Origin of the sequence: Streptomyces sp. DSM 15324, assembly GCF_001514285.1 — a bacterium.
In the GTDB taxonomy this organism is placed as follows: Bacteria; Actinomycetota; Actinomycetes; order Streptomycetales; family Streptomycetaceae; genus Streptomyces.
Genome location: NZ_KQ949042.1, coordinates 70,179 through 96,017, shown reverse-complemented (window position 1 = coordinate 96,017; position 25,839 = coordinate 70,179). Strand labels below are relative to the sequence as shown.

Here is a 25,839-nt window from a genome sequence, read left to right as displayed (position 1 = left end):
CTCAGCCCCGGTGCGTACCGTGATCCGGCGTCCTGTTCCGGCTCGCCGCACCGCGTCCACCGGCGACGCGGGCGAGCCGGGGCTCGCGGCCCGGCTGGCCGGGCTGGCGGAGGCCGAGCAGCTGCGGGTGCTCACCGAGCTGGTGCACGCCGAGACGGCCGCGGTCCTCGGGCTGCCCGGGCCGGACGCGGTGGAGGCGCAGCGCGGCTTCTTCGAGCTGGGTTTCAACTCGCTGATGGCGATGGAGCTGCGTAACCGGCTCAACGCGGCCACCGGGCTGCGGCTGCCGGCGTCACTCCTCTTCGAGCACACCCGGCTTGCCGCCGTGGCCGCTCATCTGCGCGGGGAGCTGACGCGTGCGTCGGCCGCGGGCGGGCAGGCGCCGGGCGGGATCGAGGCGATGTTCCGGCAGTCGTTCGCCGAGGGGCGGCATGTCGCCGGCAACGAGCTGATCATGGCGGCCTCCCGGCTGCGGGACGCCTTCGACGTCGCGTCGGCCGCGGGCCACGCGCCGGAGCCGGTGCCGCTGGCCACCGGCGGGGAACGGCCTCGGCTGTTCTGCCTGCCGGCCGTGGTGGCGACCGCCGGGCCCCAGCAGTACGCCCGTTTCGCCGAGCGCTTCCGCGGCCGACGGGACGTCACCGTGCTGCCCCAGCCGGGCTATCTGCCCGGCGAGCGGATCCCCGCCGACATGGCGGCGCTGGCCGAACTGCACGCGCAGACGCTGCGCCGCATCGCCGGTGAGGAGCCGTTCGTGCTGGTGGGGCACTCCGCGGGCGGGCAGATCGCGCACGCCGTGACCGCGCATCTGGAGACCCTCGGCATCCGGCCCGCGGCCCTGGTGCTGCTGGACGTGCCGTGGCCCGAGGACGACGCGGAGAACGCGGAGGTCGGCGCGGCGATGCTCGGCGTGGCCTTCGACCGGGAGCGGAAGCTGGGCGGCGGCATCATGAACGACGTCCGGCTGACCGCCATGGGCGGCTACCACCGTCTCCTTGCCGACTGGCGCCCGGAGCCCGTCAAGACGCCGACGCTGCTGGTCCGCGCCACCGAAGCGATGCCGTCGGCGTCCGGAGCGGTGGAGGACGACCCGGTGATGCTGCGCGTCGACTGGAAGCTCGGCCACACCGCGCGGGACGTGCCCGGGAACCACTTCAGCATCGTCGAGGACCACGCCCGGGACACCGCCGGCGTCGTCGAGGAATGGCTCACCGGCATCACCGACATCACCGACATCACCGGCATCACTGGCATCACCGGCATCACCGCGGACGGCGCGACGGGCTGAGCGCCCGTCGAGCGTCCGTAGCGAGTGAAGCAGACACCCAACGAAAGACAGGACTTGTGACCAAGCACATCGCCGTTCTCGGAGCCCCGTACCACGGGCATGTGAACCACACCCTGCCCGTCGTCGCCGATCTCGTCGGCCGCGGACACCGGGTCACCTACGTCACCACCGAGCACTTCGCGCCCTCCGTGTCGGCGGCAGGCGCCCGCGTGGTGACGTACGCGTCCGTGTGGCCCGCCGACCGCAGTGTGCCGCCTGAGATGTCGGCGGACGAGATGGCGGAGGGGCCGCTCACGATGCTCCGGGAGAACGTGGCGGTGACGGCAGCCGCCGAGCGGGAACTCGCCGTGGACCGGCCGGACGTGGTGGTCTACGACACCCTCATGAACTTCTCCGGCCGGGTGCTGGCGGAGAAATGGGAGAGGCCGGCCGCGCAGCTGATTCCGATGCTCGCCTCCAATGAGCACTTCTCGGTGCTCGCGGCGCTGGCGCAGGAATTCCCCGCGATGGACCCGCAGCATCCGGCGCTGCTCGAATTCGGTGTGAAGCTGGCCGAGTTCCGCATCGGCCACGGTCTGTCCGTGCCGGGGCCCGGTGACATCCTGGGTGTGCCGGAGGAGCTCAACGTCGTGTTCGTGGCCAAGGAGTTCCAGCCCGCCGCGGACACCTTCGACGAGCGGTACGTCTTCGTCGGCCCCGCGGCGACCGCGGGCGGCGGCGAGGCCGCCTCGTGGCAGCCGCCGCAGGGTGCCGGGCCTGTGCTGCTGATCGCCCTCGGCACACTGTTCAACGAGCGGCCCGACTTCTACCGGGCCTGCCTGAAGGCCTTCGCCGACCTGCCCTTCCACGTGGTGATGGCGACCGGCGCGCATGTCGACCCCGCCGGCCTGGGCGCCGTACCGGACAGCTGGGAGGTGCACCGGCAGGTGCCGCAGCGTGCGGTGCTGGAACACGCCACGGTCTTCGTCACGCACGCGGGCATCCGCTCCACGATGGAGTCGCTCGCGGCCGGCGTCCCGCTGGTGGCCGTGCCGCAGTCGGTGGAGCTGGACTTCACCGCGCGACGCATCGCCGAGCTGGGCCTCGGCGTGCGCGTCGCACGCCAGGAGGCCTCGCCCGAGGCGCTGCGCGAGGCGGTGCTGACGGCGGCCGAGGACGCCGGCGTCCGGCAGCGGGTGACCGCCATGGCCGGGCAGGCCGGCGGCGGAGCGGCCGCGGCGGCGGACGCGATCGAGGCGTATGCGGAGCGGGCCTGAGATGGCGGCGGGACACTGGGCCGGCCGCACGGTCCTGGTCACCGGGGGACTGGGGTTCATCGGCTCCCACTTCGTGGAGGAGCTGCTGGGCCTGGGCGCGCGGGTGCTGTGCCTGTACCGCCGGGACCACCCGGAGGTACGGGCCGAGCTGCCCGTCACCGAGGCGCTGACGGCCCTGCGGGTCGACGTCCTGGACGAGCGGGCGCTGCGGGCGGCCGCGGACACGGTCCCGGGAATCGACATGGTCGTCAACTGCGCCACCCTGGACGGGAACATGCAGTTCCTGCTCCAGGAGCCGGGCCGCATGCTGGACGAGAACATGCGCATCGTCTCCCACGTGCTCAACCTCGCCCGGGACCGGGCCGTGCCCGACGTGGTGCTGATCAGTTCGGCCGAGATCTACGCGTACGACGAGACGCGGCCGGCGCGCGAGGAGGACGACCACCGGCGGCACATGGAGTTCTCGCCGAACGGCTACCGCATGTCGAAGATGTTCACCGAGGTGCTCGCGGACCTCTACCGCACGCAGTTCGGCATGAACATCTACACGCCGCGCCCCACCAACGTGTACGGGCCGCGCGACGACTTCGCCACGACGACGAACCACGTCATCCCCAACATGCTGATGCGGCTCGCCGCCGGACAGGACGTCGAGGTCTGGGGCGACGGAAGCCAGCTGCGGACCTTCATCCACGTGCACGACCTGGTGCGCGCGGTGCTGTGCATGGCGCGTTCCGGGGAGTATCCGGCGCTCAACATCGGGACGCCGGAGGCGGTCTCCATCCGGGATCTGGCGTTCCTCGTCGCCCAGGCCGCCGGCCAGGACCAGGACCGGATCCGATTCGCCCCGGACAAGCCCGTCGGGGCGGCCCGGCGGGCGCTCGATCTCGAGAGATTCCACAAGGTCGTCGATTTCACGCCGCGCCCGCTGAAGGACGGCCTGCGGGACACCGCGCGGTGGTACCGGAAAAACGTGCTGGAGGTCCAGTGAAGGTTTCGTTGCAGACATTCGGAACGCGCGGCGACGTTCATCCGTTCCTGGCGCTGGGCATCGGCCTGCGCCGGCGCGGACACGAGGTCAGCGTCGCCACGTCGATCGACTTCAAGGCAATGGTCGAGCTGGCCGGCCTGGAGTTCCGCGAGATACCCGGAAAGGCGGCCGACCACTTCGCCGACCCCGACGTCATCCGGTCGATCCGCAAGAGCGCCTCGTCGCTGCGCACCGCGCTGGTCATGAAGCGGCCCACCACGGAGGAGTTCGCCCACTCCGTGGAGCGGATGCAGGAGGCCGCCGAGGGCGCCGACTTCGCGCTCACCTCGATGATCTGCCGCGGCTACGGGTTCGCGGGCGCGACCGCGCCCTGGGGCACCGTCAACTGGTGGCCGATGACCCCGACCCGGGAGTTCCGCGCGTACAAGACCCCCGACCTGCCGCTCGGGGCCGCCTACACCCGGTTCACCCACGCCATGTCCGCCCAGTTGGAGTGGGCCGTGCACCGTCCGGCAGTCAACAAGGTCCGCACCCGTCAGGGGCTGCCGCCGCTGAAGAAGTCGCCCATGGGCACGCTCGCCGTCGAGCACCCCGTCCTCTACCCCTACAGCCCCGCCTTCCTGCCGCCCCCGGCCGACTGGCCGGCCCGCGCCCACGTCACGGGCTACTGGGTCTGGGAACGCCCCGACCAGGAGCCGCCGGCGGAGCTGTCGGACTTCCTCGACAGCGGCTCCCGGCCGCTGGTGCTCGCCCTGGGCAGCGCCTGGCCGGTGTACGGCGAGCAGACCTTCCACGCCGTGCGGGACGCGGTACGTCACGCCGGGCGGCGCCTGGTCGTGGTGGGCGGGCCCGAGGGCACCGCCTCCGACGACGTGTTCCGGGTCCAGGAAGTGGACTACGGCTGGCTCTTCCCGAGGGCGGCCGCGGTGATCCACGGGGCGGCCTTCGGCACCACCGCCGACACACTGCGCGCCGGCGTGCCGCACGTGACCGTGCCGTGCTGGGCCGACGGCCCGTACTGGGCGGCCCGGCTGGCCGAGATCGGCGTCGCGCCGGCCCCGGTGCCGTTCCAGCGGATGACCGGCGAGCGGCTGCGGCAGGCCGTGGCGGCGGTCCTGGACGACCCCCGGCCCGCCGAACGGGCCGCCCTCCTCGGCGGGCGGGTCCGCGCCGAGCGGGGCGTGGACACGGCCTGCGACCTCATCGAGACCGCGGTGGCCGCGGCCGCCTGACCCTCACCCCCCACCTCTCAAGGCTTTTGGAGGCACATCGTCATGAGCACGTATGTTTGGGACTACCTTCCGGAGTACAAGGACGAGCGCGCCGACATCCTCGACGCCGTGGAGAAGGTCTTCTCCTCGGGAAGCCTGATGCTCGGCGACAGCGTCAGCGGCTTCGAGGCCGACTTCGCCGCCTATCACGGCATGCGTCACTGCACGGGCGTCGACAACGGCACCAACGCCGTCAAGCTCGCCCTCGAAGCGGTCGGCATCGGGCCCGGCGACGAGGTGATCACCGTGTCCAACACGGCCGCCCCCACCGTCGTGGCCATCGCCGGCGCCGGCGCCACACCCGTCTTCGTGGACATCCGTGCCGAGGACTTCCTGATGGACACCGACCAGGTCGCCGCCGCGATCACCCCGCGCACCAAGGCCCTGCTGCCGGTGCACCTGTACGGGCAGTGCGTGGACATGGCACCCCTGGAGTCCCTCGCCGCCGAGCACGGTCTTGCCCTGGTCGAGGACTGCGCGCAGGCCCATGGCGCCCGCCACCACGGCCGGCTCGCCGGCACGATGGGCGACGCGGCCGCGTTCAGCTTCTACCCGACCAAGGTCCTGGGCGCCTACGGAGACGGCGGCGCGGTCCTCACCGACGACGCCGGCACCGACGCCGCCCTGCGGCGCCTGCGCTACTACGGCATGGAGAAGGTCTACTACGTCGTCCAGACCCCCGGTCACAACAGCCGCCTGGACGAGGTGCAGGCCGAGATCCTGCGCCGGAAGCTGACCCGCCTCGACGCCTACATCGCCGGCCGCCGTGCCGTCGCCCGCCGCTACGAGGAGGGCCTGGCCGACCTCACCGGCCCCGGCGGCCTGCTGCTGCCCGGTACCAACCCCGGCAACGAGCACGTGTACTACGTGTATGTCGTCCGCCACCCACAGCGCGACCTGATCATCGAGCGCCTGAAGAGCGAGTACGACATCTCCCTGAACATCAGCTACCCGTGGCCGGTGCACACCATGACCGGCTTCGAGCACCTCGGCTACCGCAAGGGCGCCCTGCCGGTCACCGAGGCGCTGGCCGACGAGATCTTCTCGCTGCCCATGTACCCCTCCCTGCCCGTGGACCTCCAGAACACCGTGATCGGTGCCCTGCGCGACGTCCTCAAGACGCTGTGAGCCCACGCCTCGAGAAGGAGTCCCCGGTGAAAGCACTGGTGTTGTCCGGCGGCATGGGGCTGCGGCTGCGGCCGTTCAGCCACTCGATGCCCAAGCAGCTGATGCCGCTCGCCAACAAGCCCGTCCTGCTGCACGTCATCGAGCAGCTGCGCGGCCTGGGCGTGACCGAGATCGGTGTCGTGGTCGGCGAGCGGGCGGAGAAGTTCAGCCAGTACCTCGGCGACGGCGCTGAGTTCGGCGTACGGCTGACGTACATCCCGCAGGACGCCCCGCGCGGTCTCGCGCACTGTGTCGCCATCTCCCGCGAGTTCCTCGGCGACGACGACTTCGTCATGTATCTCGGGGACAATCTGCTCCCCGAGGGCGTGAACGACATCGCCGCCGAGTTCCGCGCCCGGCGCCCCGCGGCCCAGCTCGTGGTGCACAAGGTGGCCGACCCCCGCGCCTTCGGCGTCGCCGAGGTCGACGCCACCGGGCGGGTGCTGCGCCTGGTGGAGAAGCCCGAGCGGCCGGTCAGTGACCTCGCGGTGGTCGGCGTGTACTTCTTCACCGCGGCCATCCACGAGGCCGTGGCGGCCGTGGAGAGCAGCGCCCGCGGCGAGCTGGAGATCACCGACGCCGTCCAGTGGCTGGTCACCCGGGGCGTGGAGGTGCGGGCCAGTGCCTACCGCGGCTACTGGAAGGACGCCGGGCAGATCGACGACGTCCTGGCGTGCAACCGTGAACTCCTGGACCGGCTCAAGCCGTCCGTCGACGGCGAGGTCGACGCGCACAGCGAGCTGATCGGGGCCGTCGTGGTGGAGGAGGGCGCCCGGGTCGTCCGCTCCCGGATCACCGGGCCGGCGGTCGTCGGCGCCGGCGCGGTCGTGGAGGGCAGCTCGATCGGCCCGCACACATCCATCGGGGAGGGCTGCCGGCTGCTCGGCGTGCAGGTCAGCGACACCATCGTGCTGGAACGGGCCAGCATGCGCGGCGTCACGTCGGTGCGCGGCTCCATCATCGGCCGCGAGGCCAGCGTCAGCGCCGTCGACGCGGACGGCTCCCACCGGCTGATCGTCGGCGACCACGCGCGCGTGGAAGTGGCCGCATGAGGCTGCTGGTGACCGGCGGTGCCGGGTTCATCGGGTCCGCCTACGTCCGCACGCTCCTGGCGGGCGGCTACGCCGGCTACGAGGACGCGTCGGTGACCGTCCTGGACAAGCTGACCTACGCCGGCAACCGGGCCAACCTCCCCGAGCGGCACGACCGGCTGGACTTCGTGCAGGGCGACGTCTGCGACACCGACCTGCTGCGGCACCTGCTGCCCGGCCACGACGCGGTGGTGCACTTCGCCGCCGAGTCCCACGTGGACCGCTCCATAGCCGACCCCTCCGTGTTCGTACGCACCAACGTCGTCGGCACCCAGACCCTGCTGGAGGCTTGTCTGCACACCGGCGTCGAACGGGTCGTGCACATCTCCACCGACGAGGTCTACGGCTCCCTCGCGTCCGGCGCGTGGACGGAGGACTGGCCGCTGGCCCCCAACTCGCCCTACGCGGCGTCCAAGGCGGGCAGCGACCTGCTGGCCCGTGCCTACGCACGCACCCACGGCCTCGACGTGTCCGTCACCCGCTGCTCCAACAACTACGGCACCCACCAGCACTCCGAGAAGCTGATCCCGCTGTTCGTCACCCGCCTGCTGCGCGGGGAGACCGTCCCGCTGTACGGCGACGGCTCCCACGTGCGCGAGTGGCTGCATGTGAGCGACCACTGCGCGGCCGTCCAGCTGGTCCTCACCCGCGGCCGGGCCGGCGAGGTCTACCACGTCGGCGGCGGCACCGAGCGCACCAACCGGCAGATCACCGACCTGCTGCTGCGGCTGTGCGGGGCCTCGCCCGACCGGGTGCGGCACGTCACCGACCGCAAGGGCCACGACCTGCGCTACGCGCTGGACGACACCAAGATCCGCGAGGAGCTGGGCTACGCCCCGCGCGTGCCCTTCGAGGAGGGCCTGGCCGAGGTGGTCGACTGGTACCGCGCGAACCCGGACTGGTGGCAGACGTCCGCCGCCGACCGCAGGGTGGCCGCGTGAGCGCCCCGGTGCGTCCGGCGGAGCTGGGCCGCTGCGAGGACCCCGGCCTGCCCGCCCGGCTCGCGCGGTCGGCGCGGGAGCGGGACGGGACGGTGCTGCCGACGGAGCAGGCCGACTCCTGGCTGGAGGAGCGCCGGCGGGCCCACCCCTTCCGGGTGGAGCGGGTGCCCTTCGCCGAGGCGGACGGATGGAGCTTCGAAGAGGCCACCGGCAACCTCGTTCACCGCAGCGGGCGGTTCTTCACCGTCGAGGGACTGCGGGTGAGCACGGAGACCGGCCGGTGGAGCCAGCCCATCATCAGGCAGCCCGAGATCGGCATCCTCGGCATCCTCATGCGGGACTTCGGCGGGGTGCCGCACTTCCTGATGCAGGCCAAGATGGAGCCCGGAAACCCGAACCTGCTCCAGCTGTCGCCGACCGTCCAGGCCACCCGCAGCAACTTCACCGGCGTGCACAAGGGCGCGCCCGTGCGCTACCTGGAGTACTTCGCCGGTCCGCTGCGCGGGCGGGTGGTGGTGGACGTCCTGCAGTCCGAGCACGGCAGCTGGTTCTACCGCAAGCGCAACCGCAACATGGTGGTCGAGGTGGACGTCGGCGCCGAGGTGCCTCTCGCGGACGACTTCCGCTGGCTGACACTGGGTCAGATACACGAGTTGCTCGCCCGGGACAACGTGGTCAACATGGACGCGCGGACGGTGCTGTCCTGCCTGGCCCCCTTCCTCTGGCCGTCGGCACCGGGGGACGAGGCACTCACCCCGACCGCCGAGCTGCTGGGCTGGCTGACCGGGCAGCGCGCCACGCGCGACATCGAGGCGAGCCGGATTCCGCTGCGGGAGACGGAGGCCGGGGGGTGGCTGCGCGGGCCGGACGGGATCGCCCGCCTGGACGGCCGGTACTTCAGCGTCGTCGCGGTGTCCGTGCGGGCCGGCAGCCGTGAGGTGAGCAGCTGGCACCAGCCGCTGTTCGCGCCGCGCGGACCGGGCGTGGTCGCCCTGGTGCTGCGGGAGTTCGGCGGCGTTCCGCACGTGCTGCTGCGGGCCCGTGCCGAGCCCGGCTTCCACGGCGTGGTGGAGCTGGGCCCCACCGTGCAGTGCGTGCCGGACAACTACGGCCCGGCCGACCGGCCGCCGCTGCTGGACTGGGTGCTGTCGGCCGACCCGGGGCGGGTGCGGTACGACACCGTGCACTCGGAGGAGGGCGGACGGTTCCTGGACGCGGTGGCCCACTACATGATCGTGGAGGCCGACACGACGCTGCCCGCCGAACTCCCCCCGGACTTCGCCTGGTTCAGCGTGCCGCAGCTGAGCGGTCTGCTGCGGCACGAGCACTATGTCAGCGTGCAGGCCCGCACCCTGCTGGCCTGCCTGCACGCCCTGCCCCGGACCCGGGCGCCGATGCGCCCGTCACCCCCGCTCCGGCGTCCGTCGCAGCCGCTGCGCTCGCAGTGGGCGTCGTAGCGGGGTGGCCGTCGCATGGCGTGGTGCGTCGTCAGTCGCCGGGGAGGCCCTCGTGGAGTGCTTCCTCCCCCTCGGGGACCAGGGTGTCGCTGTCGAGCTCGGTGTACCGCTCACCGGTGCTGGGGCAGCGGAAGCGGCCGTCCCCCTCGTCCTCCAGGGGCACACCGGCCCGCCCGACCCACTTCACGCGGCGGGCCGGCACCCCGGCCACCAGCGCGAAGTCGGGCACGTCCCGGGTGACGACGGCGCCGGCGGCGACCAGCGCCCAGCGCCCGACCGTCACCGGCGCCACGCACACCGCACGGGCGCCGATCGAGGCGCCGTGCCGGAGGGTCACCCCGACCGGGGTCCAGTCCTGCGGCCCCTTCGGGACGTCGGCGGGGGTCACGGCACGGGGGTGCGGGTCGTTGGTGAGCACGGCGGAGGGACCGATGAACACGCCCTCCTCCACCACGGCGGGCTCGTAGACCAGGGCGTGGTTCTGCACCTTGCAGTTGTCCCCGACCGTGACGCCGGGCCCGATGTACACGCCCCGCCCGATGCTGCAGTCGCGGCCCACGACCGCGTCCTCCCGTATATGAGCCGTGCCCCAGACGGACGTGCCGTCGCCCACGGTCGCCTTTTCGTCGACCTCGGCACCGGGCGCAATGCGAGCTTTCATCATTCCTCCGTGGGTGAAAAAAACCGTGCAGATATATGAGCACCGTACTGCCAAAATTCGGGTGTGATGCACATCACGTATGTGAGGGGCGTTGTTCAGCCGACCCGGCTTGACATGGCGATTGCCACTGTAATTGGCTAGTGATCAGTAAGGGTGAGGGCGTGAAGGGATTTCCGCGATGCAGGTAAACGGGGTATACATTGATTCGCTCGGCGTGCACCTCTCGAAATGGGTGTCCGTCGCCGACGCGGAGGGTCCGGGGGATTACGAACGCGGCGAGTTCACCGCGGCCGGCCTGACCGGCACGCACGTGGCCGGGGACACTCCGGCCGTCGACATGGCCGTCCTGGCCGCCCGCAGCGCCGTCGAGCGTTCCGGCGTGGACCTGTCGGCGATCGACTCCCACATCCACGGCAGCGTCTACTACCAGGTGCCAGAGGGGGCCTACGCACCCGGCTACATCCTGCGTGAACTGGGCGCCGGCCCCATCCCCTCGCTGGACGTCCAGCAGGGCTGCGACGGTGTGCTGGGCGCGCTGGAGACGGCCGCCGGGCAGATCACGGGCGCCGCCCGCCGACAGAACGTCCTGCTGACCACGGCCACGAACTTCAGCTCCCCCCTCATCAACCGCTGGCGTGATTTCGGCACCTCCTCCCTTTACTCGGACGGCGCCCTTGCGGCCGTGGTGAACGGTCGCGGCGGATTCGCCGAGGTCCGGTCCATGAATTCCGGGACGCTGCACAGTCTGGAGCAGTGGCACCGCGGTCAGGAATCCCTGCTGCCGCCCGACGGAAACCCCCGGAAGTATTTCAATGTGGGGGAGCGGTCACAGTATTTCGTGGACAATGTCATGGGCTTCGCCGAGCTCTTCGAGACGTTCACGAAATTCGACCTCGGCGTCATCAACGATTCCATCATCGACGCCGGAATGACCGCCGCGGATATTTCCAAGGTCATCACGATCAACGTGGACAGGCGGATGATCGAGCACGCCCTGCTGCGCCCGCTGGGCATTCCCGAGGACCGGCTGATCTGGGAGTACGGAGCCTCCGTCGGACACGCCGGCGGCGCCGACATCCTCATCTCCCTGGAGCACGCGGTGCGCACCGGCGAGGTCGAGGTCGGCGACCACGTCCTGGTGACCTCGCAGGGCCCCGGCTGGGTCTGCTCCGCCGCCGTCCTCACCATCCGGGAGCTGCCCGCGTGGGCGAAGTAGACACGGGCAAGTGGATCCACCGGTACGAGCCGGCGCCGGACGCCCCCCGGCGGCTGGTGTGCTTCCCGCACGCCGGCGGCGCCGCCTCGTACTTCGTGCCGGTGGCCCGGGCCATGGCGGGCGACACCGACGTCCTCGCCGTGCAGTACCCCGGGCGCCAGGAACGCCGTGACGAACCCTGTCTCGACTCCATCGACACGCTGGCCCGCGCCGCCGTGGACACGCTGGCGCCCTGGCTCGACCGGCCGGTCACCCTCTTCGGGCACAGCATGGGCGCCATGGTCGCCTTCGAGGCGGCCCGGCTGCTGGAAGCCGAGGGCAGGGCACCCCGGGGACTCGTCGTCTCCGGCCGCCGTGCCCCGACCTGCGTCCGGCCCGCCCGCGACCTGGTGCACCTGCGGGACGACGAGGGGCTGATGGCCGAGATCCGGCGGCTGGACGGCACCGACGAACGGATCCTCGCCGACGAGGAACTGCTGCGCATGATCCTGCCCGTCATCCGCAGCGACTACCGGGCCGTGGAGGGCTACCGTTACCGCCCCGGCCCGCTCCTGAGCTGCCCGGTCCTCGCCCTCATCGGCGACACCGACCCCCAGGTCACCCGGGAAGAGGCGCGGTCCTGGGCCGAGCACACCACCGGACCGTTCGACATGACCGTGTTCCCCGGCGGCCACTTCTACCTCAACTCCCAAGCGGGTGCGGTGATCCGGGCCATCGCGGAGCACATGTCGGCCAAAGGCTCCAGGGCGGCGTGCTGAGCGGCCCGCCGCCGTACCGTGAACACAGGACGGAAGGTCAACCAAAAGTGAATCCCGACCGGGACAGCATCGCCGAGGCCGTCAAGCGCGTGATCGTCGCCGAGAGCGGGCCCGGCCTGCACCCCTCCGCGCTGACCGAGGACGAGCCGCTCGGTGGCGAGCTGTTACGGATCTCCTCCATGCGCCTGCTGGGCATCCTCACCCGGCTGGAGGACGAACTGGACACCGGCCTGCCCGACGACCTGTTCGCCGGCCGCTCCTACGACACCGTCCGCGACCTCGTGGACCTGGCCGTCGAGGGCGCCGAAGGGAGCCCGGCCCGATGACCGCCTTCCCCGCCCACGCCCAGGACCTGGACTGCCTACAGGCCAACCTCGCCCTGCTCGCCGACCGGCACCACGGCACGGGCACGCACACCCGCCTGGGCGCCGTACTGCGCTGCGCGCCGCGCCCGCTGACCGACGGGCCCCTGGCCGGTCTGCTCACCGTCGAGCCGACCCTCGACGAACAGCTCGCCGACGCCGCCGCCCTGCTCGGCCTGGACGCCGCCGACCGCCGCCGGCCCGGCCCGGGCGAGGTGCCGGACACCGCCGGCGGCCCGCTGTACGTCGTCGCCGACGCCTACCACCTGCCCTGGGTGCCCTACCACGGGACCAAGCACGTGGAGCACAGCTTCCTCGTGGACGACGACGGCGGCGACACCCTTCTGATCAGCGACGCCTACCACAACGACACCCAGTGGGGCCGCGCCCGCCCGGTCCAACTGCCCTACATTCGCGAGGACTTCGCCGCTCTGCTCAAGGCGCTGCCGGACGGCACCGAGACCGTGCGGTTCACCCCCCGCCCGCTCGGCGCACCCCCCGAGCCCGCTCACGTGTCCGGCCCGCCGCCGGAGTACCTGCGTGGCTACGCCGAACACCCCGACCGGCGGGCGGCGCTGGAGGCCTTCACTCTGGAGACCTGGCTGCTCGCCCGCGCCCGCCGACTGCACGCCGCCCACCTGGAGGAGCGGAGGGGGGCCGGGCTGCCGGAGCCGGTGCGGGAGCACCTCCAGCGCTGGGACGGCCTGGTCGAGCACGCCTACCTCGCCTTCCGGCGCGTGGACCGCGGCCGGGCCGAACCGCCGGGCCTGTTCGAGCGGGCGGCCGAGGCGCTCGCCCGGGACGCCGTGGCCTTCGGGGCCGGTGCCGCCGTGCGCGGGGTCGTCGCCTCCGTCCTCCAGATCGATGAAACCGCCCTGGGGGACGGCAATTTGACGGTCCATCCGGAATTCAATTCGATCCGGATGGTGGAGGTCGTGGAGATCCTCGAAGAACGGTTCGCCGTGGAGTTCGACCCGGCCGACCTGGTGCCCGAGAACCTGCAGAGCGTCGCGGGCCTGTGCGCCCTGCTGAACCGCGCACTCGACCATGAATAGAAGCCAGTTACATCGAAGGGACAGCTCTTCCGTGGACGCCCGCTTTATCGAGATGCTCAAGCCTTTTCTGCCCTTCCTCGGCGAGGAGCCCATCACGGCCGACACCCCGCTGCGCGAACTCGGACTGGACTCCATGCAGGCCATCGAGCTGATGTTCACGCTGGAGGACACCTTCGGCGTGCAACTGCCCGACGAGGCCCTCACCGAGGCCACCTTCGCCACTGCGGGCAGCCTGTGGAACGCGGCCGTCGCCGCGATGCCCGCCGGCACGGCGGACGCGATATGAGGGGCTTCGACCGCACCGGCTTCGACGCACAGGCCACCGCGGACGCCGTCCGCCAGGTGTGCGAGACGGCCCAGCAGCACGCCGCGTCCTGCGACGAGGCCGCCGCGTTCCCGCTCGCGGCCCTGGAGGAGATGCGCCGGACCGGACTGCTCGGCCTGATGGTGCCCACGGCCCACGGCGGGATGGGCGGCGGGGTGGACGACGTCCTGGACGCCGGCATCGCCCTCGGCCGCGTGGACATGTCCGTCGCCATGATCTTCACCATGCACTGCCAGCAGGTCGCCGGCATCGTCCGGCACGCCTCCCCCCGGCTCGCCGCCGAACTCCTCCCGGAGATCGCCGCGGGACGCCTGTACCTGGCCTCCGTCACCACCGAGGCCGGCAAGGGCGGCCACCTGCTCACCTCCGCCGCCGAACTCGCCACGGAGGACGACCGGCTGGTCATCGACCGGGTCGCACCGATCGTCACCGGCGGCGCCCACGCCGACGGCTTCCTGATCACCATGCTCAGCCCCACGGCCCGCTCCCCGCACGAGGTCTCCCTCGTCTACGCCCACCGCGACCAGCTCGACATCAGTGTCTCCGGCGACTGGGACCCGCTCGGCATGCGCGCCAGCCACAGTGTGGCCCTGAAGCTCACCGGCCAGGTGCCCGGGCATCAGGTCGTGGGCGAGCACGGCCAGTTCCGCAAGGTCGTCCTGGACACCTTCGGCCCGCTGGCCCACCTCGGCTGGGCCGCGACCTGGCTGGGCACCGCCGCGGGCGCCCTGTCCCGGGTGCTCCACACCCTGCGCAGCCCGGCCGGCCGCAAGAGCGCCAACCTCGACTCCGAGCTGCTGCTGACCCGGCTCTCCCGCGCCAGGCAGCGCCTGGACACCGTGCACGCCCTGCTGCGGCACACCGCGGCCACCCTCTCCCGGGCCGCCGACGACGGCGACGACCTCTCCCGGCCCACGTACCAGTTGCTGGTCAACGCCCTCAAGATCACCGCGTCCGAGGAGTGCCACCGCACCGTCGAGGACCTGATCGACGCCGTCGGCCTGCGCCACGGCTACCTCAAGAGCTCGCCCACCGCGCTCGAACGCGCCCTGCGCGACCTCAGGTCCGCCGCGCTCAACTACAGCAACGACCGTCTCCACCTCGCCGACGGCAGGCTCGCCCTGCTCGATACGGAGGTGTCCCTTGCCTGACCGGCCCCTCGGGCTGCCCGCCGGCGACGCGGCCGGGATCCTCTCGGCTCTCGCCGTCTCCGGTACGCTCACCGAGCTCTACGGCAAGGAACCGACCGGCCGCCTCGACCCGCTGCTGCTGCGCCGCATCCTCACCGAGGCCGACGCACAGAGCCCGACGGGCACGGTCCTCGCGCTGCTCGTCCAGCTCGCCAGCGCTACACCGCTGCTCACCGAGATGGCCGACAGCCCGGCCGCGTCGCACACCCTGCGCGCGGTCCTCGACGGTGACGAACTGCTCGCCCTCGCCGCCACCGACGCGGCCGCCCCGGGCTCCGACCTCGTCGCACTCGGCACCACCGTCGACCTCTCCGGCACCGACGGCGACATCGTCCTCGACGGGGGCAAGCGCTGGGTCACCTCCGCCCTGACCGCCGGCCACGCCCTGGTCCTGGCCCGGCACCGCCCCGGCCGCCACTTCACCAGCTTCACCTGGGTCCTCGTCCCGCTGAACGCCCCCGGCGTGACCGCGGAAGCGGCCGACACCGACCTCTTCGACGGCGCGGGACTCGGCCACCTCCACTTCGCCTCCGTACGCCTGCCCCGCGAGCACGTCCTCGGCCGCCCCGGCCGGGGCCTGGCCCTGTTCGCCCGTCACCTGAGCGTGGAACGCCTGGCCTCCGCGGCCTGGGCGGTGGCGCTGTGCCGCAGGGCCGTCGCCGACACGGCCCACCGGCTCGCGGACCGGTCCGTCGACGGCACGCCCCTGCACCGGTCGTCGTCCGTACGCCAGCGGCTCGCGGACTGCGCCGTACGCCTCAGCGCCCTCGACGCGCTGTGGACCCGGTCCGCCGACCGCATCGCGCACGACCACGACGCCACCGCCGCCGCCACGCTCAAGGCGCTGTCCGGCATGACCGTCGAACACGTCCTCACCGCGTGCGGCCAACTCCAGGGAGCCGACGGCTTCCAAGGGGGCGGAGTGCAGCGGCTGCGCGCCGAGGCGGCCGTGTTCGGCATCGGCGGCGGCGCCACCGAAGTCGTCCTCGACACCGTCGCCGAACGCCTCGACCAGGTCCTGAACGGGCTGACGCCATGATCCCCGCCCCCGCCTCCGGCGCCGCCGTGACCCGCCTGCACACCGAGGCGGCCCCCGGCGTCTGGGTCGTTGTGGAACCGGTCAGCACCCCCGCCGACGACTCGGCCGGGCTCACCCCGCACGACCTGGCCGCCGCCGAGCACCTGCCCGAGTGGCGCGCCCGTGAACTCCTCGCCGCGCGCCGGGCCCTGCGCAGGCTGCTGGCCGCCCACTTCCCCCAGGCCCGGCACGCCCCCGTCGCCTACACCGACCGCGGTGCCCCGCGCCTCGAGGACCTGCCCCGCCTCGGCATCAGCGTCAGCCACGACGGCGGGACCGTCGCCGCCTGCGCCGCCCTGGACCACGCCGTCGGCGTCGACCTCCAGCACCCGCCGGACACCGTGTCCGACGGCATGCTGCGCCGCTGCGCCAAGACCCACACCGAGCGGCTCGCCCACCTGCCCATGGCAGCCCGGACCAGGGAGTTCGCCTGGCTGTGGACCGTACGCGAGGCCATCGTCAAGGCCGACGGCACCGGCCTCGCGGGCGGGCTGTGGACCGCGGACATCACCCCGTACAGCCGGCACGGCGCCTCGGGCCGGCACCGGTGGGTGAGCCTGCGCGAGCAGTCGCCGATCCCGCTCAGCTGCGCCTACGCACCGCTTTCCGCACCGACCCCGTCCGTCGAACGCCCCCTGGAGAACGACAGTGAGTGAGCCCCCGGCCGAGCTGAGCTGCTACACGGCGGGTCTGGTGGCCTATCTGGAACCGCGGCTCCCCGACATCCGGGACCGGCTCGCGGCCGCCGTCCGCCTGCGGGTGCGCACCGATCCGCCCGACGGCGGACTGGCGTTCTCCCACCACGCCCGCGTCGACATCGACGGCCGGGGCCGCGGCCTCGTCCACCGCGGTGCCGACGACTGGTCCGCCGCCCGCGGCGCGCTCGACGCCGAACTGTCCCGGCACGGCACCGTGCTCGCCGTCGGCAACACCCGCCACATCCCCTGGTCCCCGTCGTACGGCGGCGCCGAGACCGCGCACTGGGTGGTGCTCCGCCGGCACGGCGACAAGTGGCAGGTGCGCGACGACTTCGACGCCCTCACCCCGCACGGCACCCAGACCGCGTACGAAGGCCTGGTGGACGAGGCCGAACTCCAGGCCCTGCTCACGCCGTTGTCCCGTACGACCGCCCAGGCCGTCAGCCGCGACCGCCACGCCCTCGGCGAGGCCGTCGAGCCGGCGCCGTACACCGGCTGGCGCTGGCTCGAACTCAGCGACACACCGGACACACCTGCCCCCGAAGGCACCTGGGTGGACGGGCTGCTGCCCGTGCTGCGGCTCGTGGCCGACACGGTGTGCGCCGACCCCGACGCCCTCGCCCGCCACGCCGACGACATCTGGACCGCCGCCCGCCACCAGCGCTTCCGGCTGGCCTCCCGCCCCGGGGCGGCGGGCGTCGCCGAGACGGCGGCAGCGTGGGGATCCCTCCCGCAGGCCGTCCGCTTCGGCATCGCCTCGGCCGAGCGCGGCCGGTACCGGGAGGGGGTCGTGCGGCAGGCCTTCGAGCAGCTGATCGCCACCGTGGAGCGCCTGGAGAGCGAGCGGCGGGAGGACACCGGCCGATGACCCACCAGGACACCCTCTACGGGCGGTTCGCCGCGTCGGTCCGCCGGCACCCGGACGCCGTGGCCCTCGAACTCGACGGCACCGCCCACACCTACGCCGAACTGGACGCCCTCGCCGCACACCTGGCCGCCGCCCTGGTCGCCGGCACGGACGGCCCCGGCCCCCGCCGGGTCGGCCTGCTCGCCCTGCGCACCCTGACCGCCTACGCCGGCTATCTCGCCGTACAGCGCCTCGGCGCCACCGTGGTCCCGCTGCACCCCGACTTCCCGGTCCCGCGCACGGCGGCGACGACCCAGGCCGCCGCACTGGACTGCGTGCTGACCGACCCCGGCCGTGCGGGCGTCGAACTGCCGGTACCGGTGCTGGCACCCGTCGTCACGGCGCCCGCCCCGGCCCCCCTGGGCGAGACGCGGTCCGCCGGGCCGGACGACCTCTGCTACATCCTCTTCACCTCCGGCTCCACCGGCACCCCGAAGGGCGTCCCGATCCGGCACCGCAACGTCACGGCCCACCTGGACCACGTGACCGACCGCTACGGCATCGGCGTCGGCGACCGGCTCTCCCAGACCTTCGACCTCACCTTCGACCTCTCCGTCTTCGACCTGTTCGCGGCCTGGAGCAGCGGCGCCACGGTCGTCGTGCCGGGCCGCGGCGACCTCCTCGCCCCCGCCCGGTTCGTCGCCAGGGAACGCATCACCCACTGGTTCTCCGTGCCCTCGGTGATCTCCCTCGCCCGACGGCTGCGCGGCCTGACCCCCGGCTGCATGCCCACGCTGCGCTGGAGCCTGTTCTGCGGCGAACCCCTGACCACCGCCCAGGCCGAGGCCTGGCGGGCGGCCGCCCCCGGCAGCGTCCTGGAGAACCTCTACGGCCCCACCGAACTGACCCTGAGCTGCACCCAGCACCGGCTGGCGGACACCCCGGCCGAGCAGCCGCCCGCGCACGGCACCGTGCCGATCGGGCGCCTCTACCCCGGCCTGGAACAGCTCGTCGTGGACGACGACGGCCGCCCCGCGGCCGAGGGCGAGCTGTGCGTCCGGGGGGTCCAGCGCTTCCCCGGCTACCTCGACCCGGCCGACAACGCCGGCCGTTTCCTGCGGTACGAAGGCGGCGACGACCGCGCCACGGCGGTGGATGCCGCAGCGGACCCGGACGACCGGCTCTGGTACCGCACCGGCGACCGCGTGCGCCTCGGCGAGGACGGCCTCACCCACCTCGGCCGCCTGGACGACCAGGTCAAGGTGCGCGGCTACCGCCTGGAGCTCGGGGAGGTGGCGAGTGAACTGCGCGCCCACCCGCACGTCCGCGACGCCGTCGCGCTCACCCTGCCCGGTCCGGGCGGCGAGACGCGCCTCGCGGCCGTGTGCACGGGAGACGACGTCGACCCCGCCGGCCTCCTCGCCTCCCTGCGCACCCGCCTGCCCGAATACATGATCCCCAGCACCCTCACCGTGCTGGCGGACCTGCCGCTGAACGCCAACGGAAAGATCGACCGCCGCGCCCTGCGGGACATGCTCACGACGGCCCGCGCACGCTGAAACCGGGGGAAACACGCTTGAACGGCCAGACCATCCACTCCCTGCTCGACGCCGCAGCCCAGGAGGCTCCCGACGCCCCGGCGATCCGGGACGCCACCGGCCGCTGGACCTACCGCGAACTGGCCGCCGCCGCCCGGGCGTTCGCCCGCTGGCTGCGCAGGCAGGGCATCGGCCGCGGTGACCGCGTCGTCGTCCAGCTGCCGACCAGCCGGGAACTGGCCGCGATGTTCTACGGCACGTCCCGCGTCGGCGCCGTCTTCGTCCCGCTCAACCCGGCGATGAAGGAGTTCCACCTGCGGTCCGTCGTGGGCAACGCGGAACCCGAGCTCGTCCTCACCGACGCCGCGGGCGCTCCGGTGCTGCGCCGCGTCAGCACCGTGCCGGTGCACGACATCGCCGACGTACGGCCGGACCTCGTTCCGGCCGGCGAGGACCCCGGCGAGGCGGAGGCGGTCGCCCCCGACGACCTGGCCGTGCTCATCTACACCTCCGGCAGCACCGCCGCGCCCAAGGCGGTCATGTGCCCCCACGCCCAGGTGACGTTCGCCTGCCGCGCCCTGACCGAGGTGCTCGGCTACCGCCCGGACGACGTCGTCCTCTGCCGCTTCCCCATGTCCTGGGACTACGGCCTGTGCAAGGTCCTGATGACCTGCGTCGCCCGCTGCGAGATCGTCCTCGCCGACGGCGAGTCCGACGTCCGCCTGCTGCGGCGCATGCGGGAGACCGGAGTGACGGTCGTACCGATCGTGCCGTCCCTCGCCACGATGATCGTCCGCCTGGCCGGCCGGGACACCCGGCCCGTGCCGCCCGTGCGCATGTTCACCAACACCGGTGCCGCGCTGCCCCAGAGCACCATCGACGCGCTGCGCACCCATTTCCCGGGCGCCCGCGTGGTGCGGCAGTACGGCCAGACCGAGGCCAAACGCATCACGGTCATGCCGCCCGGGGCCGACCGGGAACGTCCCGACTCCGTCGGCCTGCCGCTGCCCGGCACCCGCGTGCTGATCCTGGACGACGACGGCAGCCCGCTGCCCGCCGGCGAGGTGGGGGAGATCGTCGCCACCGGCCCCCACGTGATGGCCGGCTACTGGCGCAACCCCGAGGACACCGCCCGCTCCTTCCGCCGCGACCCGCGCACCGGGGAGCCCCTGCTGCACACCGGCGACTACGGCTGGCTCGACGACGACGGCCACCTCTACTTCCAGGGCCGTCGCGACGACATGTTCAAGCACAAGGGCTTCCGCATGAGCACTCTGGAGATCGAGAGCGCGGCCATGGACGTCCCCGGCGTGCGGGCCGCCGCCGCGCTGCCGCCCGGCGACGGACACGGGCTCGCCCTGTTCGTGGAGAGCGACCTCGACGCCCACCAGGTCATCACCGAACTCACCAAGCGCCTCGAACCGCCGAAGGTGCCCACCGTCTGCCGGGTCCTGAAGGAGTTCCCGCTCACCCTGCACGGCAAGAACGCCCGCCGTGAGCTCGCGGCCCTGATCGAGGGGAACGGCGCATGACCGACCGCACCCGACTGCGCGAACTGGCCGACGCGTACGGCACCCCGCTGTACGTCTACGACCTCGACCGCCTCGACGCCGCCCGGCGCGACCTGTTCGGCTGGCTGCCCGAGGAGTTCGACGTCTTCTACGCCCTCAAGGCCAACCCGCACGTCGATCTTGTCCAGGCGCTGCGCGAGGGCGACGGCCCCGGCTGCCGCGCCGAGATCAGCTCCACCGGCGAACTCGCCGCGGCCCTCCAGGCCGGCCACGACCCCGCGGACATCCTCTACACCGGGCCGGGCAAGACCCCCGGCGAACTGAACGAGGCGATCGGACAGGGCGTCCGGCTCTTTTCCGCCGAATCCCTCACCGACCTCGAACACATCGGCGCGGCCGCGCTGGCCCACGACACGGTCGCCGACTGCCTGCTGCGCATCAACGACGAGACCGCCCGGGCGGCCACCGGCGTCCGGATGACCGGCCGCCCGACCCAGTTCGGCTTCGACAGCGAGACCATCGCCGGCCTCGCGCCCCGGCTGCGCGCGGTGCCGGGCACCTCACTGGCCGGGCTGCACCTGTTCACCCAGAGCAACGCCTCCGACGAGGACGCCCTGATCGCCGAGTTCCGGCACACCATCGACACCGCCGCCCGCATCGAGCGGGAACTCGGCGTGCCCCTGCGCCTGCTCGACATCGGCGGCGGCTTCGCGTCGCCGTACGGACAGCACGGCGAGCGCACGGCCTACCCCGTCCTGCGCGCCGCGCTCGAAGCCGCCCTCGACGCGCACTTCCCGCGCTGGCGGCAGGGCACCCCCCGGCTCGCCGTCGAGTCGGGCCGCTACCTGGTGGGCGACAGCGGAACCCTGCTGGCGTCCGTCAGCAACGTCAAGACCGGCCGCGGCCGGACCTTCGTCGTCCTCGACTCCGGCATCAACACCTTCGGCGGGCTGTCCGGCCTCGGCCGCATCCTCCCGGTGTCCGTCCGCATCGAGTCCGGCTCCGGCGCCGGCGCCGGGCAGACGCAGCGGGTGACCCTCGCCGGGCCGCTGTGCACCCCCGGGGACACCCTCGGCCGGGACGTCGAGGTCCCTGCCGGCCTCGGCCCCGGCGACCTCGTCGCCATCCCGAACACCGGAGCCTACGGCCCCACCGCCAGTCTCCTGATGTTCCTGGGCAGGCCCGCCCCGGCCGAGGCGGTGGTCCGCGACGGAGACGTGGTCTCCGTCTCCCGGATCGAGCACGTACGGACCTATCGGAAGGTGGAACGGGCACATGACCCTCACTGACCCGCGCACGGAGAGCAGGCGGACCGTCGTCGTGACGTCGATGGCCTCCGACTCCCACACCTGGAACCTGGTCTTCCTGCAGATGCTCCTGGAGGAACTCGGCCATGACGTGGTGAACCTCGGCCCCTGCGTCCCCGACGACCTGCTGATCGCCCGCTGCGCCGAGATCCGCCCCGCGTTCGTCGTCATCAGCAGCGTCAACGGCCACGGTCACCAGGACGGTCTGCGGGTCATCCGCGCGCTCCGCGCCCACCCGGCGCTCTTCGCCCTGCCCGTGGTGATCGGCGGCAAGCTCGGCGTCGACGACCGGGACGACGCCCGCGCCCAGGAGCTGCGGGCGGCCGGATTCGACGAGGTCGTCGTGGAGGGCACGGATCCCGCCACTGCCCTGGCGCACTTCGCGGCCTCGCTGCCCGCGGCGCCGTCCCGGGGCAGTGTGCCGGTCCCGCTGCGCACCGCCCGGTGAGCGACCGGCAGACCGCGGACTTCGGCGCCTGCGTCCGGGCAGGCGCCGAGGCCGACCGGCTCGTCGTGCAGCCGCGCATGGGCTTCTCCGACCCCGCCGCCATGCGGGCCGGCCTGCTGGCGACCCGTGGGGCCGCCGCCCGCACGGTGGGGACCATCACCGTCGACGCCCACACCCGGGTCGGCCACCTCGCCGCCGTCGAGGGGGCCCTGCGCGACGGGGTCGCCCTCAACGGCTACCCGGTGGTAACCCATCCCCTCACCACCACGGAGCAGGTGCTGACGGGGATTCACGGCCCCGGCTTCCCGGTCCAGGTGCGCCACGGCTCGGCCGATCCCGCGGCCATCTTCCGCGCCCTGCTCGCCGCAGGACTGAGCGCCACCGAGGGCGGGCCGGTGTCCTACTGCCTGCCCTACGGCCGCACCCCCCTGGCCGAATCCGTCCGCAACTGGGCCCGCGCCTGCGAGGTGCTGGCCCAGGCCGCCGGCACCGGAGCGGAGCCGCACCTGGAGACCTTCGGCGGCTGCATGCTGGGGCAGCTCTGCCCGCCCAGCCAACTGGTGGCCGTCAGCTTGCTGGAGGCGCTGTTCTTCGTCCGCCACGGCATCCGCAGCGTCTCCGTCAGCTACGCCCAGCAGACCCACCCGGGGCAGGACCGGGAGGCCGTCGCGGCGCTGCACCGGCTGTGCCGGCAACTGCTGCCGGACATCGACTGGCACATCGTGGTGTACGCGTACATGGGGCTGTACCCGCAGACGCAGGACGGCGCCTTCCGGCTGCTGGACCAGGCCGTCGACCTTGCCGTCACGGGCGGCGCGCAGCGGCTGATCGTCAAGACCGCCGCGGAGTCACGTCGCATCCCGACGGTCGAGGAGAACGTCCGCGCCCTGGAGTACGCCGCCCGGGCGGCCCGCCGGGTGTCACGAGCCCCGGTCGACGCCGGGGCCGACTCCGCGACCTACGAGGAGGCGCGGGCGCTCGTCGACGCGGTGCTCCACCTCCATCCGGACGTGGACAGCGCCCTGCTGCTGGCGTTCCGCAAGGGGTATCTGGACATTCCGTACTGTCTGCACCCGGACAACAGGGGCCGGACCCGCAGCTATCTCGACGCCGACGGGCGGCTGCGCTGGGAGTCGACGGGCGGCCTGCCGATCACCGCACCCCGTCGGCTGTGCAGTCGTCGGTCCACGTCGGCGGATCTGCTGCGGGACCTGTCCTACATGCGACAGAAGTTCGACGAGGGGCAAGAATCCGACGGGTCCGGCGGGCGGCCAAGGTAAGAATCTGACTAGAGCATTGCCAAGTCGTGGGGGAATACGGGGCGGGCAAAGGACCCTTACCAGACAACTCGCCTCGGTTTTTGCGCAGACGCGCACGGTCACTCTCATGTGTGACGGCAAGCACCCGACCTAGGTAAAGACCTCATCAAATAGTTTGTGATACGGTTCACGAGAACCCCCGGATGGAGCCAACGGGACGGAGTGCGAGACGGTCCGTTGGTGCGAGGGGGCGTGAGAACCCGCGCCCCTCCGCCGGGGCTACGCTCGTCCATGACGACACCCTGCCCCCCTTGATTGCGGAGTTGCCGCCATGCAGTCCAACGACGTACGAACGCTCCTGCACTGCGCCTTGCCCACCGCCGTCGCGGGTGTGGCGGGAGCCGCGGTGAGTGCCGCCGTTGCCGGTGGCAAGGGTGCGCTCGGCGCCGTCCTGGGCGCGGCGCTCGTCCTGCTGTTCATGGGCAGCGGGCTGGTGGTGCTGCTGCGCACCGCGCGCCAGTACCCGCATCTGTTCCAGTCGATGGGCCTGTTGCTCTACACGACACAGATCCTGCTGCTGATGGTCGTGCTGATCACGTTCAAGGGGACCTCGGTCTTCAACCCCAGGTGCTTCGCCTTCACACTGCTCGCGGCCACCCTGGTGTGGATCGCCGCACAAGTGCTCTCGCACATGAAGGCCAAGATCCCCTACGTCGAGCCGGAACCCGCCCGGACGACATCGTGATCTGTAGGGCCGGTGTAAAGGGACTTCCGCCCTTTTGCTAAGGTCTCGCCACAACTGCGGCAGAGCTGGCGCGGGCGGCAGCCGTGCCTCTGACCACTCACGGCTCGGAGCCCAGTCGCCGCCCCCACATCCGCAAGTCCAGTCCAGTGCCGTCCCGCGGTCGCAGGCCGCGCCGACACATCGAGGTTGCCGTACCCATGCGCCATGCTGAAGGAGCTCGCGGTGAGTAACGCCAAGACGCTCGCCTTCGAGACCGACTGTCATATCTTCGACGGGTGCGGATTCCCGACCCCCGGCCTGCACTCGTTCCTGTTCGAGCCGATCTTCACCGTCGGCGGCGTCGAGTTCAACAAGCCGATGCTGCTGTCCCTCGTCAGCACCGTCCTCGTCATCGGGTTCTTCTGGGCCGCTTTCAACAAGCCGAAGCTGGTCCCCAACAAGCTGCAGATGATCGGCGAGGCCGGCTACGACTTCGTCCGCCGCGGGGTCGTCTACGAGACGATCGGCAAGCGCGAGGGCGAGAAGTACGTCCCCCTCATGTTCTCGCTGTTCTTCTTCATCTGGATCATGAACCTCTGGTCGATCATCCCGGTCGCCCAGTTCCCGGCCACCGCGGTCATCGCCTTCCCGGCCGGTCTCGCCGCCATCGTCTACATCCTGTGGATGAGCCTGACGTTCAAGCGCCACGGCTTCATCGGCGGCTGGAAGAACATCACCGGCTACGACCCGTCGCTCGGCCCGGTGTTCCCGATGGTCATGTTCTTCGAGTTCCTGTCGAACGTGTTCATCCGGCCCTTCACGCACGCCGTCCGGCTCTTCGCCAACATGTTCGCCGGGCACGTGCTGATCCTGATCTTCACCATCGGAACCTGGTACCTGCTCAACGGCATCGGCATCGCCTACTCCGCGGTCTCGTTCCTGATGGTTCTGGTGATGACGGTCTTCGAGCTGTTCATCCAGGCCCTCCAGGCCTACGTCTTCATCCTCCTGTCCTGCAGCTACATCCAGGGCGCGCTCGCCGAGCACCACTGAGCACCTGATCCACCCCCGAAACACCCCCTGAACTTCCGGTGGCCAACCCCCACCGGCCTGTGTAAAGAGAAGGAAGATACGGCATGTCCGCTCTCGACACCCTCGCCGCAGTCGAAATCAAGGGCAACCTCGCTGCCATCGGCTACGGTCTCGCGGCCATCGGCCCCGGCGTCGGCGTTGGCATCATCTTCGGTAACGGCACCCAGGCGCTGGCCCGCCAGCCCGAGGCCGCCGGCCTGATCCGCCAGAACCAGATCCTGGGCTTCGTGCTCTGTGAGGCGCTCGCCCTCATCGGCCTGGTCATGGGCTTCGTCTACCCGTCTGCCTGACGGGCTCGGCCGACGACA

Annotated in this window: 26 protein-coding genes; 25 read left to right on the top strand and 1 reads right to left on the bottom strand. The window is 72.1% G+C overall.

The features are described from left to right. Positions 1-10 precede the first annotated feature (10 nt). Genes AQJ58_RS46100 through AQJ58_RS39215 form a run of 8 tightly spaced genes read left to right on the top strand, consistent with a single transcriptional unit; the run spans position 11 to position 9,462 of the window. Positions 11-1,288: a thioesterase domain-containing protein gene (locus AQJ58_RS46100; RefSeq protein WP_420712210.1), complete on the top strand. Its 1,278-nt coding sequence runs from the start codon at positions 11-13 to the stop codon at positions 1,286-1,288. Between the two features lie 56 nt (positions 1,289-1,344). Further along, complete coding sequence (locus AQJ58_RS39245) at positions 1,345-2,544, top strand: macrolide family glycosyltransferase (protein WP_067259310.1); 1,200 nt, start codon at positions 1,345-1,347, stop codon at positions 2,542-2,544. A 1-nt stretch (position 2,545) separates the two neighbouring features. Beyond that, entirely contained in the window at positions 2,546-3,535 is a 990-nt protein-coding gene (locus AQJ58_RS39240) for an NAD-dependent epimerase/dehydratase family protein (protein ID WP_067259308.1), read from the top strand. An 8-nt stretch (positions 3,536-3,543) separates the two neighbouring features. Then, entirely contained in the window at positions 3,544-4,767 is a 1,224-nt protein-coding gene (locus tag AQJ58_RS39235; protein ID WP_234360456.1) for a glycosyltransferase, read from the top strand. A gap of 42 nt (positions 4,768-4,809) precedes the next feature. Further along, complete coding sequence (locus tag AQJ58_RS39230) at positions 4,810-5,934, top strand: DegT/DnrJ/EryC1/StrS family aminotransferase (RefSeq protein WP_067259305.1); 1,125 nt, start codon at positions 4,810-4,812, stop codon at positions 5,932-5,934. A 26-nt stretch (positions 5,935-5,960) separates the two neighbouring features. Beyond that, entirely contained in the window at positions 5,961-7,025 is a 1,065-nt protein-coding gene (locus AQJ58_RS39225) for a glucose-1-phosphate thymidylyltransferase (RefSeq protein WP_067259303.1), read from the top strand. Continuing rightward, positions 7,022-8,005 carry a dTDP-glucose 4,6-dehydratase gene (gene rfbB / locus AQJ58_RS39220; protein ID WP_067259300.1) on the top strand — a complete coding sequence of 328 codons (984 nt, stop codon included), beginning with the start codon at positions 7,022-7,024 and terminating at the stop codon, positions 8,003-8,005. The genes AQJ58_RS39225 and rfbB overlap by 4 nt, the downstream gene beginning before the upstream one ends. Then, complete coding sequence (locus AQJ58_RS39215; protein WP_234360455.1) at positions 8,002-9,462, top strand: NDP-hexose 2,3-dehydratase family protein; 1,461 nt, start codon at positions 8,002-8,004, stop codon at positions 9,460-9,462. The genes rfbB and AQJ58_RS39215 overlap by 4 nt, the downstream gene beginning before the upstream one ends. Positions 9,463-9,493: 31 nt before the next feature. Here AQJ58_RS39215 and AQJ58_RS39210 read toward each other — a convergent pair whose 3' ends face one another. After that, complete coding sequence (locus tag AQJ58_RS39210; protein WP_067259331.1) at positions 9,494-10,123, bottom strand: acyltransferase; 630 nt, start codon at positions 10,121-10,123, stop codon at positions 9,494-9,496. A gap of 214 nt (positions 10,124-10,337) precedes the next feature. Between AQJ58_RS39210 and AQJ58_RS39205 the strand changes: the two genes are divergently transcribed. From AQJ58_RS39205 to atpE, 17 genes are all read left to right on the top strand, one after another. After that, the gene (locus tag AQJ58_RS39205; RefSeq protein ID WP_234360454.1) at positions 10,338-11,339 is read left to right on the top strand and encodes a 3-oxoacyl-ACP synthase III family protein; all 1,002 of its coding nucleotides are present in this window, start codon (positions 10,338-10,340) and stop codon (positions 11,337-11,339) included. After that, entirely contained in the window at positions 11,327-12,097 is a 771-nt protein-coding gene (locus AQJ58_RS39200) for a thioesterase II family protein (protein WP_067259297.1), read from the top strand. Before AQJ58_RS39205 ends, AQJ58_RS39200 begins: the two co-directional genes overlap by 13 nt. A 47-nt stretch (positions 12,098-12,144) precedes the next feature. Continuing rightward, positions 12,145-12,423 carry an acyl carrier protein gene (locus AQJ58_RS39195; RefSeq protein WP_067259296.1) on the top strand — a complete coding sequence of 93 codons (279 nt, stop codon included), beginning with the start codon at positions 12,145-12,147 and terminating at the stop codon, positions 12,421-12,423. Then, positions 12,420-13,514 (top strand): acyl carrier protein, encoded by a 1,095-nt coding sequence (locus AQJ58_RS39190; protein ID WP_067259294.1) that lies wholly within the window; start codon positions 12,420-12,422, stop codon positions 13,512-13,514. Before AQJ58_RS39195 ends, AQJ58_RS39190 begins: the two co-directional genes overlap by 4 nt. Before the next feature lie 31 nt (positions 13,515-13,545). Further along, on the top strand, positions 13,546-13,800 hold the full coding sequence (locus AQJ58_RS39185) for an acyl carrier protein (RefSeq protein WP_067259292.1): 255 nt from the start codon (positions 13,546-13,548) through the stop codon (positions 13,798-13,800). Next, complete coding sequence (locus tag AQJ58_RS39180) at positions 13,797-14,990, top strand: acyl-CoA dehydrogenase family protein (protein ID WP_067259291.1); 1,194 nt, start codon at positions 13,797-13,799, stop codon at positions 14,988-14,990. Before AQJ58_RS39185 ends, AQJ58_RS39180 begins: the two co-directional genes overlap by 4 nt. Beyond that, entirely contained in the window at positions 14,983-16,068 is a 1,086-nt protein-coding gene (locus AQJ58_RS39175) for an acyl-CoA dehydrogenase family protein (RefSeq protein ID WP_079079506.1), read from the top strand. The genes AQJ58_RS39180 and AQJ58_RS39175 overlap by 8 nt, the downstream gene beginning before the upstream one ends. Continuing rightward, positions 16,065-16,763 carry a 4'-phosphopantetheinyl transferase family protein gene (locus AQJ58_RS39170; protein ID WP_079079505.1) on the top strand — a complete coding sequence of 233 codons (699 nt, stop codon included), beginning with the start codon at positions 16,065-16,067 and terminating at the stop codon, positions 16,761-16,763. Before AQJ58_RS39175 ends, AQJ58_RS39170 begins: the two co-directional genes overlap by 4 nt. Continuing rightward, positions 16,756-17,673, top strand: coding sequence for a hypothetical protein (locus AQJ58_RS43660; protein ID WP_067259289.1), 918 nt, complete (start codon positions 16,756-16,758; stop codon positions 17,671-17,673). Before AQJ58_RS39170 ends, AQJ58_RS43660 begins: the two co-directional genes overlap by 8 nt. Next, positions 17,670-19,211: an amino acid adenylation domain-containing protein gene (locus tag AQJ58_RS39160; protein ID WP_067259287.1), complete on the top strand. Its 1,542-nt coding sequence runs from the start codon at positions 17,670-17,672 to the stop codon at positions 19,209-19,211. The genes AQJ58_RS43660 and AQJ58_RS39160 overlap by 4 nt, the downstream gene beginning before the upstream one ends. Positions 19,212-19,228: 17 nt before the next feature. Further along, positions 19,229-20,722 (top strand): AMP-binding protein, encoded by a 1,494-nt coding sequence (locus AQJ58_RS39155; protein WP_234360453.1) that lies wholly within the window; start codon positions 19,229-19,231, stop codon positions 20,720-20,722. Further along, on the top strand, positions 20,719-21,990 hold the full coding sequence (locus AQJ58_RS39150) for a type III PLP-dependent enzyme domain-containing protein (RefSeq protein ID WP_067259286.1): 1,272 nt from the start codon (positions 20,719-20,721) through the stop codon (positions 21,988-21,990). Before AQJ58_RS39155 ends, AQJ58_RS39150 begins: the two co-directional genes overlap by 4 nt. Next, a complete protein-coding gene (locus tag AQJ58_RS45215; RefSeq protein WP_067259284.1) occupies positions 21,977-22,456 on the top strand; it encodes a cobalamin B12-binding domain-containing protein in 480 nt (159 codons plus the stop codon). The genes AQJ58_RS39150 and AQJ58_RS45215 overlap by 14 nt, the downstream gene beginning before the upstream one ends. After that, a complete protein-coding gene (locus tag AQJ58_RS39140) occupies positions 22,453-23,736 on the top strand; it encodes a methylaspartate mutase (protein WP_067259282.1) in 1,284 nt (427 codons plus the stop codon). Before AQJ58_RS45215 ends, AQJ58_RS39140 begins: the two co-directional genes overlap by 4 nt. A gap of 310 nt (positions 23,737-24,046) precedes the next feature. Continuing rightward, entirely contained in the window at positions 24,047-24,460 is a 414-nt protein-coding gene (locus AQJ58_RS39135) for a Cg1360 family ATP-synthase-associated protein (protein WP_067259280.1), read from the top strand. A gap of 204 nt (positions 24,461-24,664) precedes the next feature. Continuing rightward, complete coding sequence (gene atpB / locus AQJ58_RS39130) at positions 24,665-25,492, top strand: F0F1 ATP synthase subunit A (protein ID WP_067259279.1); 828 nt, start codon at positions 24,665-24,667, stop codon at positions 25,490-25,492. A gap of 83 nt (positions 25,493-25,575) precedes the next feature. Continuing rightward, positions 25,576-25,821: an ATP synthase F0 subunit C gene (atpE, locus tag AQJ58_RS39125; protein ID WP_067259277.1), complete on the top strand. Its 246-nt coding sequence runs from the start codon at positions 25,576-25,578 to the stop codon at positions 25,819-25,821. The last annotated feature ends 18 nt before the right edge of the window (positions 25,822-25,839 follow it).

Excerpts from the sequence above, each read along its gene's own strand:
- AQJ58_RS39150 (WP_067259286.1), top strand. The coding sequence starts at position 20,719 with ATGACCGACCGCACCCGACTGCGCGAACTGGCCGACGCGTACGGCACC.
- atpE (WP_067259277.1), top strand. The coding sequence starts at position 25,576 with ATGTCCGCTCTCGACACCCTCGCCGCAGTCGAAATCAAGGGCAACCTC.
- AQJ58_RS39170 (WP_079079505.1), top strand. The coding sequence starts at position 16,065 with ATGATCCCCGCCCCCGCCTCCGGCGCCGCCGTGACCCGCCTGCACACC.
- atpB (WP_067259279.1), top strand. The coding sequence starts at position 24,665 with ATGCTGAAGGAGCTCGCGGTGAGTAACGCCAAGACGCTCGCCTTCGAG.
- AQJ58_RS39135 (WP_067259280.1), top strand. The coding sequence starts at position 24,047 with ATGCAGTCCAACGACGTACGAACGCTCCTGCACTGCGCCTTGCCCACC.
- rfbB (WP_067259300.1), top strand. The coding sequence starts at position 7,022 with ATGAGGCTGCTGGTGACCGGCGGTGCCGGGTTCATCGGGTCCGCCTAC.
- AQJ58_RS45215 (WP_067259284.1), top strand. The coding sequence starts at position 21,977 with ATGACCCTCACTGACCCGCGCACGGAGAGCAGGCGGACCGTCGTCGTG.
- AQJ58_RS39240 (WP_067259308.1), top strand. The coding sequence starts at position 2,546 with ATGGCGGCGGGACACTGGGCCGGCCGCACGGTCCTGGTCACCGGGGGA.
- AQJ58_RS39210 (WP_067259331.1), bottom strand. The coding sequence starts at position 10,123 with ATGAAAGCTCGCATTGCGCCCGGTGCCGAGGTCGACGAAAAGGCGACC.
- AQJ58_RS39230 (WP_067259305.1), top strand. The coding sequence starts at position 4,810 with ATGAGCACGTATGTTTGGGACTACCTTCCGGAGTACAAGGACGAGCGC.
- AQJ58_RS39160 (WP_067259287.1), top strand. The coding sequence starts at position 17,670 with ATGACCCACCAGGACACCCTCTACGGGCGGTTCGCCGCGTCGGTCCGC.
- AQJ58_RS39190 (WP_067259294.1), top strand. The coding sequence starts at position 12,420 with ATGACCGCCTTCCCCGCCCACGCCCAGGACCTGGACTGCCTACAGGCC.
- AQJ58_RS39180 (WP_067259291.1), top strand. The coding sequence starts at position 13,797 with ATGAGGGGCTTCGACCGCACCGGCTTCGACGCACAGGCCACCGCGGAC.